We start from the raw sequence: 18,093 nt of genomic DNA, 5'->3' as shown, positions 1-18,093 counted from the left end.
AACCACATGGCTTGAGCGTGTCACGCTGCTTTCAAGCCGTAGATGGTGCCGACACCAGGAGTCGAACCCGGGACCTACTGATTACAAGTCAGTTGCTCTACCAACTGAGCTATGTCGGCTCGAAACGATCTACGCGATTAAAGCAGAACGAGAAATAGGTTGGCGTGGCTGGGGTAGCAGGATTCGAACCTGCGCATGCTGATACCAAAAACCAGTGCCTTACCACTTGGCGATACCCCAGCATTGTGGTGGCCAGAGACGGAATCGAACCGCCGACACGGGGATTTTCAATCCCCTGCTCTACCGACTGAGCTATCTGGCCCGCGCCAACGGTGCGTATTAAACCCTAAAGCCCTTTTTGCGTCAACCGTTTCTTTTCAAAAAGATGGCGTATACAGCACCTTGAGGCGTTTCAGCGCTCGGGAGGCACGTAGCCTTCCGCCTGGTCGGTTTCCTCGTTGTTCAGGAAGCGCTCCAGTTGCTCCATCAGATAGGCCCGGTCCGTGGGGTCGAGCATGTTGAGGTGCTTCTCGTTGATCAGGCGGGTCTGCAGGGCTTGCCACTCTTCCCAGGCGCGCTTGGATACGTTGGCCTGGATCTCGCGGCCCTTCTCGCCGGGCAGCGGAGGGAAGGGGAGGGCTTCCAGCTCTTCCTGATACTTGCGGCAGAAGACGGTCTGGGTCATCGGGACGGCTCCTTGGTTGATGCAGTTGCGTGGCCCGCGGGGGCGGACAGGGTGAAGGGTCGCAGCGACTCCAGCAAGCCCTTCACCGGTGCAGCGAGTCCGATGTTGGCAGGATCGGCGGGGTCGAACCAGAGCCGGCTTTCCCCGACCGCGTCGAGGTGTGCCACCCTGGCCGGCTGTGGGGTGATCTCCAGCCGGAAGTGGCTGAAGGTATGAGTGAAGGTAGACCACTTGCCATCGAGCTCGGCACCGGGTGCGTGCTGATCCAGCCAGGCCAGCAGGGCCTCGGGATCCTCGAATTGCGGTAGACTCCAGAGGCCGCCCCAGAGCCCGCTGGGCGGGCGTTGCTCGAGCAGCACTCGGCCCTGGTCATCCTGCAGCAGCAGCATGAGGGTCTGCCGGGTGGGCAGTGCCTTCTTCGGTTTGGACTCGGGGAAGCGCCGCTCCTCGCCTCGCTCGTGAGCCAGGCAGTCGGTCTCGAAGGGGCAGCGCCCGCACTCCGGGCGGCCACGTCGGCACAGGGTCGCACCCAGGTCCATCATCGCCTGGGTGAAGTCGATCACACGTTCATCGGGTGTGTAGCGCTCGGCCAGGGACCACAGGCGGCGCTCCACGGCGGGGCGGCCCGGCCAGCCCTCCACGGCATGCAGCCGGGTCAGCACGCGCTTGACGTTGCCGTCGAGGATCACCGCACGGCGCCCAGTGCTCTGGGCGATGATCGCTCCGGCGGTGGAGCGGCCGATGCCGGGCAATTCGGCCATGGCTTCGAGGCTGTGCACGGGGAAGGCGCCGTCGTGCTCTTCCATCACGACCCGGGCGGCCTTGTGCAGGTTGCGCCCCCGGGCGTAGTAGCCAAGGCCGGTCCACAGGTGGAGAACCTCGTCCTGATCGGCGGCAGCCAGGGCTTCGACGTCGGGAAAGCGTTCCATGAAGCGTTCGAAGTAGGGGATCACTGTGGTGACCTGGGTCTGCTGAAGCATGATCTCCGAGACCCAGACCCGATAGGGCGTCCGGTCCTGTTGCCAGGGCAGGTCGTGACGTCCGTGTACATCGAACCAGTCCAGCAGGCGGCGCTGGAAGGTCTCGGGGGGCAGAATGACGGGGGGATTGTCGGTCATGAAAGGGCTCGACACGCAAAAAAGCGCCGATCACGAGGACCGGCGCAGTGACTGGCTTACTTGCTGCTCATTTCAATAGACTCTCGAGGGTGCCACGAAGTTCACCGCCGACTTTTTCTTCCAGCTTGTCCATGGCGTCCTCGAGGTGCTTGTCGATTTCCTCGCCGGCGCGCTGGGAGGCTTCCTTGCGCAGCAACTCGCCGAGCGAGGCCTGCAGCGCCTGACGATCGAAACGGCACCATTCGCCGCTGTCTCCGCTCAGCAGTCCTTCACAGTGAACGGGGAACGTCACCTTCTTGAGGCGCGGGTTGACCTCGCATGCCGTGTCCACGGTATCGGTGAAACGGGCGTCGGCCTTGAGATCGAAGCGCTCGCTGGCCAGGTCGAGCTGGCCCTTGCCGTTCATGGCGATGCCCGGAATCGAGACGGCAAGATCGTCGCTCTCGACCATGCCATCGCGGATCTGGAAGCTGGCTTCGGCGTTCTGGAGGTTGGTGCCTTCCTGCCAGTCGCGGCTGGTGCTCTTGCCCTCGAGACGAGCCGCCGTGGTGCACAGTTGTCGTGACACATTGGTTCCGGTCAAGCTCCCCTCGGTGAGCCGGGTTTCGAGATGGCCGTTCAGGGCGCGCTGGAGCTCGGTCAGGCTGTTGCCCCGGCTCTCGAGTTCGCCGCTGCCTTCCAGCAGGCCCTTCAAGGGAGCCGGCTCGTCGCCGAGGGATTCCAGCAGGTCGCCGAGGCGTACCGCGGTGACGCTCGGTGAAAGCTGCCAGCGCAGCGGGGTTTCCCGGGCATCGAGCGAGCCGGTGGCCGAGAGTTGGCCGTCATGGAAGTTTGCCTCGAAGCGCGTCAGGCGGTGGCGGCCTTTCTGGCCTTCCAGCGCGAGGGCGACGTTCTGGAAGCTCTGCTTCAGGAAGTGGAGCTCGCCGAGCTCGAGACGTGCGTCGAGGTCCAGATCGGCCAGCCAGCTGGCGGGCAACATCGCCGGAGGCTGTTCGGCATAGGCCCGGTCGAGAAGAGAAAGGCTGGCGCTGGTCTCCGAGGAGGGAGCGTCGGGCGGCAGGTAGGCGTCCAGGTCGAGGGTGTCGCCTTGCAGGTCGGCGCTCAGGCTCGAACCGTCGAACCGGCCCCCCAGGCGGCCGCTGAAGGTGCTTCCGTCCAGGCCCAGTGTCAGGCCGTCCAGGGTGATGGATTGCAGATCCCCCTCGACCGGGCTGGTCAGGCTGGCTTTGCTCAGCGCCGTATCGCTGGCAGTGGCCGGCATGGCGTCGAGTCGCGTCAGCCAGGGGCGCAGCGACAACGGCTCCAGTTGCACTTGACCGCGATAGGTCGGTGCCGTGAACAGTTCGTCGAGGTTGAGGTTGCCCGTCAATGCCAGGCCGTCAGGGCCCGTCAGGTGCAGTTCGCGAAGCTGGGCGGTCTGGGCCTGCAGGTCGGCATCCAGTTGAAAGCCCATCGCCAGGGGCAGGCGCTTCTCGCCCAGTCGCGGATGCAACAGGCTGGTATCGAGCTGACCATCGGTCACCGTCAGCTGCTGCTTGCCGAGATCGAGTATCGCCTCGGCAGCGTCGAGGTTGATCTTCTGCTGGTCCTGGGAATCGCCGAGCCGGGAGTCGGTCTGCAGGGACAGCTTGCTGAGAACGTGTCGTCCTTCGGCCAGGCCCAGGTCGACCTGTGTCTTGAGGATGAGGTCGCTGACCAGGGTCGCGGCCTCGGTGTCGAGGTCGTTGTCCAGGAGCACGCGCAGGCTGGCATTGAGCGGGAAGGGGCGGTCGGGATTGACGTTGCGGCCGGAGATGTTGAGCTGCTCCAGGGTCACGTGCCGTTCTGCCTGGGCGTCGCGGTAGTTGACCTGGCCCTGGTGGACCTGGACGCTGGCGATATTGAGCGCCACCGAGAGCCCGCTCTCGTCCACCGTCGCGTCGGGGTTGGGGCCGGCGCTGGCCGGGGCGAGCACGGACTCGGCTGCCTCGCCGCGGCTTTCAAGCTGCTCGATCAGTGTCTCCCAGTTGCCGCGGCCCGACTCATCCCGCGCCAGGTTAAGCAGCAATCCCTCGATGGTCAGGCCATCGATGGCGATCTCCCCGCGCAGTAGGGGGGCGAAGGCGAGGCTGACTTCGGCGTGATCGAAGGCCGCGAAGGGGCGGTCATCGGGAGACTGGGTCGGCAGGCGTGCCTCGGCGGTCTCCACGGCGACCCCCAGCCGGGGATAGAAGGACCAACTGAGCGGGCCATCCAGTTCCAGCTCCAGCCCGCTGTGCTCGCGCACTACCTCGACGAGGCGCGGCTTGAGGTCCTCGGGGTCGAAGAAGGTGGTGACGAAGACCACGGCGCCGACCGCCACCAGCCCGAGAATGCCGATGGTGGCCAGCAAGGTACGCAGGATTCGCTTCATTGCCCGGCTCCTTTGGGCGGTAGGTCGAGTTCGAAATAGTCACCCGCCTGGGTCAGGCGATAACCGAGCCGCTGCAGCAGCATCTGGTCAGCCATGGAAAGCTGCGAGCTTAGCATGCGCAGGCGGTGGCCATCGTGATGCGCGGCCTTGCCCGTCAATGTCAGCAGGCGCGTGCCGACGCCACGACGTCGCGTGGCCTTGCGCACACACAGGTGGGAAAGCCACCAGGCCTCGGCATCGGGGCGAACCGCCACGGCACCCAGCAGTCGGTCGTTGAAGTGCGCGCAGCAGAAGAAGTGCGCCGTTGCCGACAGGTGCGCGCGGACGAACGTCTCGGGTTCCTGCGACAGGCGCTCGGCGGGGGCATCGGCGTAGATGCGAAGCAGATCGGTGCGGACCTGGGCATCCGCTTCCCAGGTCGCCTGGTCGACTCGCTGAAGCGTGACCGGCATGCATGATTCTCCCGTCTAGGGTGGCGAATACCGCCATCGCTGAATGGTTGGCATTGTAGCGGATGGGGGTGGCGTTTCACTATAATGGCGATTCTGCGTCGGCGGCCTGCCATCGGCGCCTTCTGGTCCAAGCGGCCGGTCTTCTTACGACAAGCGCCATGGCGCTGGAGATTCAACATGTCCGAGCGTACCGCCACGGTCACCCGCGACACCAAGGAAACCCAGATCACGGTCACCGTGAACCTCGACGGCGAGGGGCGGTTGACCTGCGAGACCGGTGTGCCCTTCCTCGATCACATGCTCGATCAGGTGGCGCGCCACGGGCTCATCGACCTCGACATCAAGGCGGTGGGCGATCTGCACATCGACGCTCACCATACGGTCGAGGATCTCGGCATCACCCTGGGGCAGGCCTTCGATCAGGCGATTGGCGACAAGCGTGGCATCTACCGCTATGGCCATGCCTATGTGCCGCTCGACGAGGCGTTGTCCCGGGTCGTGGTGGACTTTTCCGGGCGTCCGGGCCTGTTCATGGATGTCGAGTTCACCCGTGCCGTCCTGGGTCAGATGGACACCCAACTGTTCTGGGAGTTCTTCCAGGGGTTCGTCAATCACGCCCGGGTCACCCTGCATATCGACAACCTGAAGGGCTTCAATGCCCACCACCAGGCGGAGACCATCTTCAAGGCCTTCGGCCGCGCCCTGCGCATGGCCGCTGCCGAGGACCCGCGCATGGCCGGCCGGATGCCGTCCACCAAGGGCAGCCTGTGAAGGAAGCACCGGGCCGCGCCGTGCAGTGCAGGGCGCAGGAGCCGTGTTTCCTGAATCCGCCGACCGACATGAGGAGCACCCCATGACCATTGCCGTCATCGACTACGGAATGGGCAACCTGCATTCCGTCGCCAAGGCATTGGAGCACGTGACCCACGAAAATGTCGTGGTGACCCGTGATGCGCGACGCATCAATGGCGCCACGCGGCTGGTGCTGCCGGGCCAGGGCGCCATTCGCGACTGCGTGGGCGAGCTGGAGCGCACCGAATTGCGTGGCCTGGTGGAGGAGCTGCTGGCCAGCCAGGCCAAGCCGTTGCTGGGTATCTGCGTCGGTCAGCAGATGCTTCACGAGCGCAGCGAGGAGAACGGCGGCATCGATTGCCTGGGCTTCATGCCCGGCCAGGTGCGGCGCTTCCCCGCCGACATGCGCGACGAGAGCGGCAATCGGTGCAAGGTGCCGCACATGGGCTGGAACCTGGTGCATCAGCATCAGGACCACCCGTTGTGGCAGGGCATCGACCAGGACGAGCACTTCTACTTCGTGCACAGCTATTATGTCGAGGTCGAAGACGACGCCACCCTGTTCGGTGCCACCGATTACGGCCGGGTCTCGGCCCATGTGGCAACCGGCCGCGATGCCACCTTCGCCGTGCAGTTCCATCCGGAGAAGAGCTCTCGGGCCGGTCTCAGGCTGCTGGAAAACTTCGTTCACTGGACGCCCTGAATGGCGCACCGGGCCCGTGCCCTGGAGGATTTGACATGCTGGTAATTCCCGCCATCGATCTCAAGGATGGCAAGTGCGTCCGTCTCAAGCAGGGGCGCATGGACGACGCCACCACCTACGGCGACGATCCGGTGGCCATGGCCGCTCGCTGGGTCGAGGCCGGAGCGCGCCGTCTGCATCTGGTCGATCTCAATGGTGCCTTCGAGGGAAGGCCGATCAACGGCGAGGCGGTCACCGCCATCGCCCGGGCCTACCCGGAGCTGCCGATCCAGATCGGCGGCGGCATTCGTAGTGCGTCGACCATCGAGCACTACCTGGATGCTGGCGTCTCCCAGGTGATCATCGGCACCAAGGCGGTCAAGGAACCCGACTTCGTCACCGAGATGTGTCGTGCCTTTCCGGATCATGTGATCGTCGGTCTCGATGCTCGCGACGGTTTCGTGGCCACCGATGGCTGGGCCGAGGTGTCCACCATCAAGGCCACGGAACTCGCCAAGCGCTTCGCCGATGATGGGGTTTCGGCTATCGTTTATACCGATATTGCCCGTGACGGAATGATGGGCGGCGTCAATGTCGAGGCCACCGCCGAGCTGGCCCGCCAGGGCGGCCTGCCGGTGATCGCCTCGGGCGGTGTCACCAACCTCGACGATCTGCGCTCGCTGGTCGAGGCCGGGGAGCCGGGGATTCTCGGTGCCATCACTGGTCGCGCCATCTACGAAGGCAGCCTGGATGTGGCCGAGGGCCAGCGGCTGTGCGATGAACTCACCCGCCAACGAACCGGGAGCTGAATCATGGGACTCGCCAAGCGCATCATTCCCTGCCTGGACGTCGACGCGGGGCGCGTGGTCAAGGGCGTCAACTTCGTCGGCATCCGCGATGCCGGTGATCCGGTGGAGGTCGCCCAGCGCTATAACCATCAAGGGGCCGACGAGATCACCTTTCTCGACATCACGGCCAGTCACGAGGATCGCGACACCACGGTGGAAATGGTCGAGCGCATCGCCGGCGAGGTGTTCATTCCCTTGACCGTGGGGGGCGGCATTCGCACCTGCGACGATATCCGCACCATGCTCAATGCCGGCGCCGACAAGGTCTCGATCAACACCGCCGCCGTGCACAATCCCGAGTTCGTCCATGAAGCCGCGGAACGCTTCGGCAGCCAGTGCATCGTGGTCGCCATCGACGCCAAGCGGGTCTCCGGCGACAACGAGACGCCGCGTTGGGAGATCTTCACCCATGGCGGCCGCCGGTCCACTGGCCTGGACGCCGTGGAGTGGGCACAGAAGATGGTGGAACTGGGGGCCGGCGAGCTGCTGCTGACCAGCATGGACCGCGACGGCACCAAGCAGGGCTTCGACCTCGGCGTGACCCGAGCGATCAGCGATGCGGTCAGCGTGCCGGTTATCGCCTCCGGCGGCGTCGGCAACCTCGACCACCTGGTGGAAGGCGTCAAGGACGGCGGAGCCGATGCGGTACTGGCCGCCAGCATCTTCCACTTCGGGGAATACAGCATTCCCGAGGCCAAGCGGTATATGGCCGAGCGGGGTATCGAGATGCGCCTTTAGGGAAACACTGTATAAATGCCTGTGCATGCAAATCGCTGCGTTACGCGGTGCTCGAAAGCTCGCCTAACCTATTGTTATGTCTCGCTTTCTGTGCTCCGGGCGCCTTGCGCTTCACTATGCTCGGCTATTTATTCAGCATTTCCTTAGAGCACTGAAGGACCACTTACTGCCCCACCGTCTTCATGATGCGGGTCTTCAGGCGTCCGGCCAGACTGGAAAGGGCGAACAGCATCGCCGCCAGGCTGACGATGGTCGGGCCGGTCGGTGTGTCCAGCCAGAATGCGGCCTGCAGCCCGCCGGTGGTGGCGCTCGCTCCGAAGGCGGCGGCCAGCAGTGCCATGGTCTCCGGCGTGCGGCTGAAAGGACGCGCCGTGGCCGCCGGAATGATCAGCAAGGCGGCAATCAACAGCACCCCCACGACTTTCAAGGCCACGGCCACGACCACGGCGAGCGACAGGGTCAGGATAAGCTGTTCGCGTTTCGGGTCGATGCCGCTGGCGTAGGCGAGGTCGGTATTGAGCGTGGCGGTCAACAGATTCGGCCAGCGCCACCCCATCAGCCCCAGGACGAGGGCCGCTCCGGCCCAGATGACGGCCAGGTCGGCCTTGCCGACGGCGAGGATGTCGCCGAACAGGTAGGCCATCAGGTCGATCCGCACCCCGGAGACGAAGGACACCGCCACCAGGCCGAGGGCCAGCGCCGAATGTGCCATGACGCCCAGCAGGGTATCCATGGCATAGCCCCGGCCGCTGAGCGTCGAGACGATCGTTGCCATGATCAGTGAGGTGGCCAGCACGCCGGCAAGGATCGAGGTCGACAGGACCAGCGAGAGGGCGACGCCGAGAACGGCGGCGTGGGCAGTGGCATCGCCGAAATAGGCCATGCGCCGCCACACCACGAAGCAGCCGAGAGGGGCTGCGGCCAGGGCGACGCCGATGCCGGCCAGGGCGGCACGGACCAGGAAGTCGTCGAATATCATGAGGCCAGCTCCGCCGTTTCCTGCCGATGGGCGTGGTCATGCCGGTACAGGGCGAAGGCATCCTGGATGTCATGCCCGAACATGGCCTGGTAGGCCGGTGAGGTGGCCACGCGCTGCGGCGTGCCTTCGCAGCAGATGGACTTGTTCAGGCAGACGACGCGATCCGAGGCCCGCATCACCACATGCAGCTCGTGACTGACCATCAGAATGCCGCAGTCGAGTTCGCGTCGCACCGACTCCAGTTGCCGGTAGAAGTCGGCGACGCCGCGCTGATCGAGCCCTTGGGTCGCCTCGTCGAGAATCAACAGGTCGGGAGACTCGAGCAAGGCGCGGGCCAACAGGATGCGCTGGAACTGGCCGCCCGACAGTGAACTCATCTGGAGCCTGCCCAGCCCTGCAGCGCCGGCCCTCTCCAGGGCCTGTTCGATCCGCTCGGGGGCGTGCCGCCGGGGTAGTCCCATGAACCGGGTCACTGTCATCGGCAGCGTCGGGTCGAGGTGAAGGCGCTGCGGCACATACCCCATCACCAGGCCGGGGGCACGATGTAGCTTGCCCCATGCCGGTGTCAGCGAGCCGATAATGGCTTTCAAAAGCGTGGTCTTGCCCGAGCCGTTGGGGCCGACGATGGTGACGATCTCGCCGCGTTCGATAGCGAGATGGATGTTGTCGAGGATGGCGCGGCCATCGATGTCGACATCCAGATGTTCGATGCTCAGCAGTGTCATGGAACCTCTTCCGGCAACCAGCCGGGATAATGCGATGCGGGCAATGCGGGGATGGCGTGCTTGACTTTATTGTTATGTTATAACATAAATATTCGTCGCTCAATTCCTTTGCACCACACCTGTTCCTGGAGGATGTCATGACATTTCGTGCCCGCCATTGCTTGATGGCGCTGCTGGGAGTCCCGGCCATCGCGGCTGCCGATGTGCCCGATGTGGCGGTGGACATTCCACCGGTCCATTCGCTCGTCGACCGTGTCATGGGAGATCTGGGGTCTCCCGATCTGGTGATTCAGCCGGGTGCATCACCGCATGGTTATTCCATGCGGCCATCGGAAGCGAGCGCTCTCGAGAGTGCCGATGTGGTGTTCTGGATCGGCGAGGAGCTGACGCCCTGGTTGAGCGGCTCGCTGCAGAGCCTGGCCGGAGATGCCGAAAGTGTCGCCCTGCTGGATGTGCCCGGCACGCAGACGCTGGCATTTCGTCAGGGGGCCACCTTCGAAGCTCACAATCATTCGCATGGCCACGATCATGGTCACGACCACGACCACGACCACGACCACGACCACGACCACGACCACGGCCACGGCCACGATGCTCATCATGCCCATACCCATGATGGCACTGATCCACATGCCTGGCTCGATCCGGAAAATGCGCGGGTGTGGCTGGATGCGATCGCCCAATCGCTTGCCAAGGCCGACCCTGAGCATGCGGATACCTACCGGGAGAATGCGCGCCTTGGCAAGGAAGAACTCGAGACGCTGATCGGTGAGCTGGAGGAACGTCTCGCGGACGCCCACGGTACCCGTTTCATCGTCTTTCACGATGCCTACCAGTATTTCGAGAAACGCTTCGACCTGTCGGCCGCCGGGGCCATTTCCCTGGGGGATGCGTCGGACCCCAGTCCGGCACGCATCGATGAGCTTCGCAGCATGGTGAGCGAGCTGAATGTCGACTGTGTCTTCAGCGAGCCGCAGTTCAATCCCCAACTGGTGAAAAACGTGTTCGACGATACCGGCGTCGATACATCCATCGTGATCGATCCACTGGGAACTGGGCTGACGCCCGGGGCGGATCTCTATCCTCGGCTCCTGCGTCAGTTGGCGGATGGCGTGGCGCAATGCGCCGCGGAGGGCTGATCGAGGTCTCTCCACAGGATCGACAAGGCTCGTTGAAGAAAATCTTATTGTTATGATATAACGTATTTTGTTTTGCCGGGTTCTACAGAAAAATCAATCGATAACGATCAACCTATAACGAAAGAGAGGGCATCATGGACATGCCATATGCAAAGAGAGCGAGTGTCCTGGCCATCAGCTTGCTGGCGATGGCCGCCGGTCAAGCGGCGCTGGCGCATGAAAACGGTCACGGTGAGCATGACCATGATCACGGGCACAGTCATGACCACGGACATGATCACGACCATGACCACGGGCACAGCCATGATCACGGTCACGATCATGACAGCGACATCTATGCCGGCTATTTCGAGGACAGTCAGGTGAAGGACCGGCCGCTTTCCGATTGGGAAGGGGACTGGCAGTCGGTTTATCCATACCTCCAGGATGGCACGCTCGATCCGGTCATGGCCTACAAGGCGGAGAAAAGCGACGGGAAGACTGCCGAGGAATACAAGGAATACTATGCGACAGGCTACGAGACGGATGTCGATCGCATCGTGATCGATGGCAGCACCGTCACCTTCCATGAAGGGGGCGAGTCGATGTCCGGCGAGTATGCCTACGACGGCTATGAAATCCTGACCTATGAGGCTGGCAACCGCGGCGTGCGCTTCATCTTCGAGCTGGAGCAGGGCGGTGACGAGCTTCCCGAATATATCCAGTTCAGCGACCACAGCATCTATCCGACCGATGCCGATCACTACCACCTTTACTGGGGTGACGACCGGGAAGCCTTGCTGGAGGAAGTCACGAACTGGCCGACCTATTATCCTTCCAGCCTGAGCGGTGATGAGATCGTCCGTGAAATGAAGGCCCACTAGGCCTTTTCATGCCCGACCCACCGGTTCGCCGGTGGGTCATCCATGCCCGATGCGTCGGGCATGGAAATGCCTGCCCCTTGAAAACCGCCCCTAATGTCACCACCCTCTCCACGCGGGTCCAGAATGGACCGCCCGCGGCTGACCGCCGTCGGTAACGAGCTCGAATCTGAACCCATTCCGACTTTGAAAGGAGGTATTGGATGTCAGTGCAGACATCGTCCAACCGACCGCTGCCACAAGCGAACCTGCATATCGCCACGGAGACACCCGAGGCCGACAGCCGGATCCGTAGCGCGCCGCGTCCGGGGCAGGATCCCTATCCGACCCGACTGAGCGAGCCGCTGGATCTTCCCTGGCTCAATCGCCGCGAGCCGGTGGTCAAGGGAGAGGAGGCCGATGGGCCGCTCTCGGCCGCGCAGCTCGATACCTTCGAGCGCCAGGGCTTCATCTTCGAGCCGGACTTCCTGAAAGGCGAGGAACTCGAGGCGTTGCGCCACGAACTCAACGCCCTGCTGGCCCGGGATGACTTCCGCGGACGAGACTTCGCCATCACCGAGCCGCAGGGCAACGAGATCCGCTCGCTGTTCGCGGTGCACTACCTGTCGCGAGTCTTCAGCCGCCTGGCCAACGACGAACGCCTGATGGGTCGCGCCCGGCAGATTCTCGGCGGCGAGCCCTATGTCCATCAGTCGCGCATCAACTACAAGCCCGGCTTCGAGGGCAAGGGCTTCAATTGGCATTCCGATTTTGAAACCTGGCACGCCGAGGATGGCATGCCCGCCATGCATGCGGTGAGTGCGTCCATCGTGCTGACCGACAACCACACCTTCAACGGGCCGCTGATGCTGGTGCCCGGCTCACACCGGGTATTCGTGCCGTGCCTGGGTGAAACGCCGGAGGATCATCACCGGCAGTCGCTCAAGACCCAGGAATTCGGCGTGCCGAGCCGCCAGGCGCTGCGCGAGTTGATCGACCGACATGGTATCGAAGCGCCCACCGGCGCGGCGGGTGGCCTGCTGCTGTTCGACTGCAATACCCTGCACGGCTCCAACGCCAACATGTCGCCGGATCCGCGCAGCAACGCCTTTTTCGTCTACAACCGTCGTGACAACCGCTGCGTCGAACCTTATGCGGCCTCCAAGCGCCGCCCGCGCTTCCTGGCCCACGAGCCGGATGAGGCGTGGTCGCCGGATGGCTGACTCGGGGGTAGACTAACAAGTACGGCCCTTTTCGGGCCTCCCTCTAACAAGGAGTCGAGTCGGACATGCGTTTCGTTCCCCGTTTCACCGATGGCCGGCAGTTTCCGGAGCCGCTGGGCAAGATTGTCTGCGTCGGACGCAACTATGCCGACCATGCCCGGGAGTTGAACAACCCGGTCCCCAGCGAGCCGTTGCTGTTCATCAAGCCGGCCACCAGTGCCGCGGACCTGACCGCGCCCATCGAGGCCCCGTTCGCGCGCGGCGAGGTCCATTTCGAGACGGAACTGGCACTGCTGATCGGTGAGCCGCTGAGCGAAGCCGCGCCCGATCAGGCCGAACGTGCCATCGTGGGGATCGGTCTGGCGCTGGACCTGACGCTGCGCGATGTCCAGGCGCGCCTGAAAGACAATGGGCAGCCCTGGGAAGTGGCCAAGGCCTTCGATGGTGCCTGTCCGATGTCGGCCTTCCTGCCGCTCGCCGAGACACCGAACTGGAATGCACTGGAGTTTAGCCTGGAAGTGAATGGCGAGCGTCGACAGCACGGCCTGGGCGCCGACATGCTGTTTGCGGTGCCGATGCTATTGGCGGAAATGAGCCGCCACTTCACGCTGTTGCCCGGTGATGTCGTGCTCACCGGCACGCCTGCCGGGGTGGGAGAGCTGCCGCGTGGCGCGGATCTGCGCCTGCAACTGACCGGTGGCCTGAGCGTGGAGACTCGAGTGACGGAGTGAGCGCCCGGTCGAGCTGAAAGTTATCAGTGACATAGCCAACGACAAGGCCCCGCCGAGATAACCCGGCGGGGCCTTGTCGTGTTGGCTGTGGGGCAGCCCGAAGGCCGCCCCGGTGTGGGCCTATTGCTGCTTCAGCTTGTAGGCCACCACGTAGTCGCCGATGGTGGTGCCGATCGAGCCATGCCCGCCGGCCACCTGGACGACCATCTGCTCGCCCTGGCTGTTGAGGTAGGTCATCGGCGTTGCCTGACCACCGGCCGGCAAGCGGGTTTGCCATAGCTGCTCGCCGGTGCTGAGGTCGTAGCCGCGCAGGTAGTCGTCCACGCTGGCGGCCAGGAAGACCACGCCGCTTTCGGTGATGATCGGCCCGCCGATGCCCGGCACACCCATCTTGATCGGCAGCGGCAGCGCCGTCATGTCCTCGATGGTGCCGTTCTTGTGCTTCCAGGCGATCTCGCCGGTACGCAGATCGGTGCCGGCGACATAGCCCCAGGGCGGCTGCTGGCAGGGCACGCCGAACGGCGACAGGAAGGGCTTCATCTCGACCGCATAGGGGCCACCGGCGTTCTCGTTGAGGCCGTGCTCACCCTGGTTGGTCTCGCCCAGGTCGGCGCCCTCCTTGGGTACCAGGGTGGAGGTGAAGGCCAGGTACAGCGGCATGCCGAACATCACCTGGCGCTTGGGATCCACCGCGATGCTGCCCCAGTTGAAGACCCCGAAGTTGCCCGGGAAGACGATGGTGCCCTGCTCGGAGGGTGGCGTGTACTGACCCTCGTAGCGCAGCGACTTGAACTGGATGCGGCACATCAGCTGGTCGAATGGAGTCGCGCCCCACATGTCCGCCTCGCGCAGGGTCGGCGGCCGGAAGCTCAGGCTCGAGATCGGCTGGGTCTCGGCGGCATGGTCACCCTCGATGGTACCCTGGGGCGCCGGCTGTTCGGAGACCGGCAGGATCGGCTCGCCGGTCTCGCGGTTCAGCACATAGACGTCGCCCTGCTTGGTCGGGATCACCAGGGCCGGCTGGGTGCCCTGCTCGGTGTCGAGATCCAGCAGGCTGGGCTGGGCGGGGGTGTCCATGTCCCACAGATCGTGGTGCACGAACTGCTGGACCCACTCCACCTGGCCGGTCTCCAGGTTCAGTGCCACCACTGAGCTCGAGTACTTCTCTTCGGCCTCGCTGCGGTACATGCCGAGCTGGTCCGGGGTGCGGTTGCCCATCGGGAAGTAGACCATGCCCAGTTCTTCGTCGGCGCTGGCGATCGACCAGCTGTTCGGCGAACTGGTGGTATAGGTCTCGCCTTCGGCGATCGGGGCGGTCTCTTCCGGGTTGCCGGAATCCCAGTTCCACACCAGCTCGCCGGTCTTGGCGTCATAGGCGCGGATCACGCCGGACGGTGAGTCGACGGCATAGTTGTCGTTGACCGAGCCGGCGACGATGACCTTGCCATCGGCCACGACGGGGGGCGAAGTGGAATAGTAGAAGCCGGCCTGCTTGAACGGCATGTTGTGCAGCAGGTCGAGCTCGCCGTTGTCGGCGAAGTTGCTGCAGCGCGCGCCGGTTGCCGGGTCGACCGCGATCAGGCGGGCGTCAGAGGTCGGCATGAACAGCTGGGCGTCGCATTGCATGGCGTCCAGGTCTTCGGCCGGGCCGCTGGCGAGTTGCACGTCGATGTCATCCGGCTCGCCGGAGCTCGGCGGCAGGTAGGAGACGCCGCGGCAGGTCTGGTGCTGGCGCGAGCTCTCGTCCGGCACCTTGGCGTCGTAGACCCACTGCTCCTCGCCGGTATCGGCATCCAAGGCGATCAGCCAGTTGTGCGGAGTGCACAGGAACAGCGAGTTGTCGATCTTCAGCGGCGTCGCCTCGTAGGTGGTCTCGGTGACGTCCTCCGGGCGCTTGACGTCGCCGGTCTGGTATTGCCAGGCCAGTTCCAGATCAGTGACGTTCTCCGGTGTGATCTGCTCCAGTGGCGAATAACGCTGCCCCAGGTTATTACGCCCATAGGCGTGCCAGCTTTCCTGAGGCGTGTCACCGATGTTCGCGTCTTCCGAGACCACATCGCGGCTCAGTTCGCCTTCGACACGATGGGCATCGACGGTCAGGCTGGCCAGGGTGCCCACGCCAATGATCGCCCAGACCGGCAGCAGCAGGGCCAGGCCGGCACGGCTACCACTCTTGGGTGTGATCAGCAGCGGGATAGCGAGGATCAGGAAGATGCCCAGTCGCGTGGCCAGGGGCCACCAGTCGTAGCCGGATTCCCACAGCGACCAGGCGGCGGTCGCGATCAGGAAAAGCGCATACAGGGTCTGGGCGGCGGGGCGGCGCGATCGCGTCAGGGCCCCGACGACGATCAGGACGATGCCGGCCAGTGCGTAGTACCAGCTACCGTCGAGGGTGATGAGCCAGATGCCACCCCCCAACAGCGCCAGCCCCACCAGCCAGAAGATGAGCGAAAGAATGATCATGAACCGAGCTCCTTGCCATGGAAGAAGTCCTGAATAAGATCGCGATCCCGGTACACGCCAGGTTTGGCCGTTTAGGCGGTTGCACTAGCCATGCCGCCGAATGCAGCGGCCCTGGCGGACGCTGCATTCGGCGTTGGATACCGTTCTGCGATTCATTCGGTGCTTGTAGATGTGGTTAATTGGTTGCATTTTATAATAATTAGCCTGTGATTTAAATGCGCCCGTCCGGGCCGATGCCCTTGACATGCCCGTCTGGACGGACCATGACCATCACTATGGTCTAATGAACCGGGAATGTCAGCATCGAAGGCGTCGAAAACCGTTCATTCGAGAGATAGGGATCACTCGAGATAGGGGGCATTCAAGGTAGGGGTCATTCAAGATAGGTGTAGCCTTCCAGGCCGGCCGACAGGTCATGTCGGAACTGGCGCTGCTCTTCGTCGCTCAGGTCGCTGGCGGCGAGCTGCTCGGCGAGCCGGGCGCGCAGGGTGTCGGCATCGAAGTTGACGTAACCGAGCACGTCGGCGACCCGGTCGCCGTGCAGCAGGTGGTCGAGGCGCCATTCGCCATCGGCGTCGAGTGAGGCATCCACCGAGTCGGTGTCGCCGAACAGGTTGTGCAGGTCGCCGAGGATTTCCTGGTAGGCGCCGACCAGGAAGAACCCCATCAAGCGTTCCTCGTCCTCGCGCCATTCCGGCAGCGGCAGCGTGGATTCGACGCCCTGGCCGTCGACGTAGCCGTCGATGCGGCCATCGCTGTCGCAGGTGATGTCCTGGATCACTGCGCGGCGCGAAGGTTCGCGATCGAGCCCGGAAAGTGGCAGCACCGGGAATATCTGGTCGATCCCCCAGACATCGGGCACCGACTGGAACAGCGAGAAGTTGACGAACAGCTTGTCGGCGAGCTTTTCGGCCAGCTCGTCATGGATCTCGCGGTGGGCCCGGTTGCGTGGGTCCAGCCGCTCGCGCAGCCGGGCGCAGGCGGCGGAGTGGACGCTCTCCCCCTCGGCGCGGGTGCCAAGGTCGGCCAGCCCCATGACGAAGCGGTCCTGAAGGTCGCTCAGTGCCTGGGTCAGGTCATGCCAGGCCTCGACCAGCCCGCGCGGATCATGCAGGGCATGCAGCTCATCGTGGACCCGCCACAGCTCGGCCACCTGGGGATCGGCGTGGTGTCGCCTCTCGGGAGCCTGGGTATCGGGGCGTTCCTCGCCGATCACATTGGTGATCAGCACCGCGTGGTGAGCGGTCAGGGCGCGGCCGGATTCGCTGAGCAGATGAGGGTGGGGCAGGCCCTCGCTGGCGCAGACCTGGGAAAAGGCCGTGACGACGTTGCGCGCATATTCGCGCATCGAGTAGTTGATCGAGCAGAAGCTGCGCGACCGGGTGCCCTCGTAGTCGATGCCCAGTCCGCCACCGACGTCCACGGTATCCACCGGTGCGCCCATCGCCAGCAGGTTCTGGTAGAAACGTGCGCATTCGCGCAGGCCGCGCTGGATGTCGTGGATGTTGGCGATCTGCGATCCCAGGTGGAAATGCACCAGTTGCAGGCTGCCCAGGGCATCGGCTTCGCTCAGGCGCTCGATCATCGCCTGGATCTGGCTGGCGGTGAGGCCGAACTTGGACTTCTCGCCACCGGTGTTCTGCCATTTGCCCTTGCCCACCGAGGCGAGACGGGCGCGCAGGCCGATGCGCGGCCTGACGCCGAGGTGCTCGGCCTCCTCGAGGATCAGCGGCAGTTCGGAGAGCTTTTCCACCACCAGGTAGACCCGGTGGCCGAGGCGTTCGCCCATCAGCGCCAGGCGGATGTATTCGCGGTCCTTGTAGCCGTTGCAGACGATCAGCGAGGGGCCGTCGCCGGACAGCGCCAGGACTGCCAGCAGCTCGGGCTTGCTGCCGGCTTCCAGGCCGACGCGACCTCGGCCGCGTTCCTGGGTGGCAAGGATTTCTTCGACCACCCGATGCTGCTGATTGACCTTGATGGGATAGACCGCCGTGTAGCCGCCCTCGAAGTCTTCCTCGGCCATGGCGCCGTCGAAGGCCGCGCATAGCTGCTCGACGCGGTCGTGCAGGATGTCGGTGAAACGCACCAGCACCGGCAGGCGCAGGCCCGCCTCGCGAAGTTGGGACGCCAGCGACGTCAACGGCAGGGCCGGTCCCTCGGCTTCTTCACCGAGCGGGCGCACCAGGGCCTGGCCGGCATCGTCGACATCGAAGTAGCCGCTGCCCCACTGGTCGATGTTCCAGGTGTGCCGGGCGCGATGCGCGGGACTGGCGACACTGCCCATGGA

General features: G+C 64.3%; 16 protein-coding genes and 3 tRNA genes. 8 read left to right on the top strand and 11 right to left on the bottom strand.

From position 1 onward, the window contains the following. Nucleotides 1-43: 43 nt before the first annotated feature. The 7 genes from HELO_RS16475 to HELO_RS16445 all read right to left on the bottom strand — a co-directional run bounded on the left by HELO_RS16475 (nt 44) and on the right by HELO_RS16445 (nt 4,647). A tRNA-Thr gene (locus tag HELO_RS16475) sits at nt 44-119 on the bottom strand. A gap of 46 nt (nt 120-165) precedes the next feature. Then, nucleotides 166-240, bottom strand: a tRNA-Gln gene (locus HELO_RS16470). Nucleotides 241-246: 6 nt separating this feature from the next. Continuing rightward, nucleotides 247-322, bottom strand: a tRNA-Phe gene (locus HELO_RS16465). 90 nt (nt 323-412) lie between these two features. Then, nucleotides 413-685 (bottom strand): oxidative damage protection protein, encoded by a 273-nt coding sequence (locus HELO_RS16460; protein ID WP_013333776.1) that lies wholly within the window; start codon nt 683-685, stop codon nt 413-415. Further along, nucleotides 682-1,803, bottom strand: a complete 1,122-nt coding sequence (mutY, locus tag HELO_RS16455; protein ID WP_013333775.1) for an A/G-specific adenine glycosylase — start codon at nt 1,801-1,803, stop codon at nt 682-684. The genes HELO_RS16460 and mutY overlap by 4 nt, the downstream gene beginning before the upstream one ends. A 67-nt stretch (nt 1,804-1,870) precedes the next feature. Beyond that, entirely contained in the window at nt 1,871-4,195 is a 2,325-nt protein-coding gene (locus tag HELO_RS16450; protein WP_013333774.1) for an AsmA family protein, read from the bottom strand. Beyond that, nucleotides 4,192-4,647, bottom strand: a complete 456-nt coding sequence (locus HELO_RS16445; RefSeq protein ID WP_013333773.1) for an acetyl-CoA sensor PanZ family protein — start codon at nt 4,645-4,647, stop codon at nt 4,192-4,194. Before HELO_RS16445 ends, HELO_RS16450 begins: the two co-directional genes overlap by 4 nt. A 177-nt stretch (nt 4,648-4,824) precedes the next feature. Here HELO_RS16445 and hisB point away from each other — a divergent pair, with 177 nt between their 5' ends. The 4 genes from hisB to hisF all read left to right on the top strand — a co-directional run bounded on the left by hisB (nt 4,825) and on the right by hisF (nt 7,707). Then, entirely contained in the window at nt 4,825-5,418 is a 594-nt protein-coding gene (gene hisB / locus HELO_RS16440; RefSeq protein WP_013333772.1) for an imidazoleglycerol-phosphate dehydratase HisB, read from the top strand. 82 nt (nt 5,419-5,500) lie between these two features. Further along, nucleotides 5,501-6,142, top strand: coding sequence for an imidazole glycerol phosphate synthase subunit HisH (hisH, locus tag HELO_RS16435; RefSeq protein ID WP_041602211.1), 642 nt, complete (start codon nt 5,501-5,503; stop codon nt 6,140-6,142). Between the two features lie 35 nt (nt 6,143-6,177). Continuing rightward, on the top strand, nt 6,178-6,930 hold the full coding sequence (gene hisA, locus HELO_RS16430; protein WP_013333770.1) for a 1-(5-phosphoribosyl)-5-[(5-phosphoribosylamino)methylideneamino]imidazole-4-carboxamide isomerase: 753 nt from the start codon (nt 6,178-6,180) through the stop codon (nt 6,928-6,930). A 3-nt stretch (nt 6,931-6,933) separates the two neighbouring features. Next, on the top strand, nt 6,934-7,707 hold the full coding sequence (hisF, locus tag HELO_RS16425) for an imidazole glycerol phosphate synthase subunit HisF (RefSeq protein ID WP_013333769.1): 774 nt from the start codon (nt 6,934-6,936) through the stop codon (nt 7,705-7,707). A gap of 163 nt (nt 7,708-7,870) precedes the next feature. Here the strand turns inward: hisF and HELO_RS16420 are convergent, their stop codons facing one another. After that, entirely contained in the window at nt 7,871-8,686 is an 816-nt protein-coding gene (locus tag HELO_RS16420) for a metal ABC transporter permease (protein ID WP_013333768.1), read from the bottom strand. Beyond that, the gene (locus HELO_RS16415) at nt 8,683-9,411 is read right to left on the bottom strand and encodes a metal ABC transporter ATP-binding protein (protein WP_013333767.1); all 729 of its coding nucleotides are present in this window, start codon (nt 9,409-9,411) and stop codon (nt 8,683-8,685) included. The genes HELO_RS16420 and HELO_RS16415 overlap by 4 nt, the downstream gene beginning before the upstream one ends. Nucleotides 9,412-9,548: 137 nt before the next feature. Between HELO_RS16415 and HELO_RS16410 the strand changes: the two genes are divergently transcribed. The 4 genes from HELO_RS16410 (at nt 9,549) to HELO_RS16395 (ending at nt 13,343) form a co-directional block, all read left to right on the top strand. After that, complete coding sequence (locus HELO_RS16410) at nt 9,549-10,550, top strand: zinc ABC transporter substrate-binding protein (RefSeq protein WP_013333766.1); 1,002 nt, start codon at nt 9,549-9,551, stop codon at nt 10,548-10,550. 134 nt (nt 10,551-10,684) lie between these two features. After that, a complete protein-coding gene (locus HELO_RS16405) occupies nt 10,685-11,413 on the top strand; it encodes a metal-binding protein ZinT (RefSeq protein WP_013333765.1) in 729 nt (242 codons plus the stop codon). 200 nt (nt 11,414-11,613) lie between these two features. Beyond that, entirely contained in the window at nt 11,614-12,612 is a 999-nt protein-coding gene (thpD, locus tag HELO_RS16400; RefSeq protein ID WP_013333764.1) for an ectoine hydroxylase, read from the top strand. Between the two features lie 65 nt (nt 12,613-12,677). Next, nucleotides 12,678-13,343 carry a fumarylacetoacetate hydrolase family protein gene (locus HELO_RS16395; protein WP_013333763.1) on the top strand — a complete coding sequence of 222 codons (666 nt, stop codon included), beginning with the start codon at nt 12,678-12,680 and terminating at the stop codon, nt 13,341-13,343. A gap of 120 nt (nt 13,344-13,463) precedes the next feature. Here HELO_RS16395 and HELO_RS16390 read toward each other — a convergent pair whose 3' ends face one another. Both HELO_RS16390 and speA read right to left on the bottom strand, forming a co-directional pair. Beyond that, nucleotides 13,464-15,806: a glucose/quinate/shikimate family membrane-bound PQQ-dependent dehydrogenase gene (locus tag HELO_RS16390; RefSeq protein WP_013333762.1), complete on the bottom strand. Its 2,343-nt coding sequence runs from the start codon at nt 15,804-15,806 to the stop codon at nt 13,464-13,466. A 373-nt stretch (nt 15,807-16,179) separates the two neighbouring features. Beyond that, entirely contained in the window at nt 16,180-18,090 is a 1,911-nt protein-coding gene (speA, locus tag HELO_RS16385) for a biosynthetic arginine decarboxylase (protein WP_013333761.1), read from the bottom strand. Nucleotides 18,091-18,093: the final 3 nt, after the last annotated feature.

The sequence above is a fragment of the Halomonas elongata DSM 2581 genome (assembly GCF_000196875.2).
Lineage (GTDB): Bacteria > Pseudomonadota > Gammaproteobacteria > Pseudomonadales > Halomonadaceae > Halomonas > Halomonas elongata.
The sequence above is the reverse complement of the archived record's forward strand: the minus strand, read 5'-3'. Positions and strand labels throughout refer to the sequence as shown.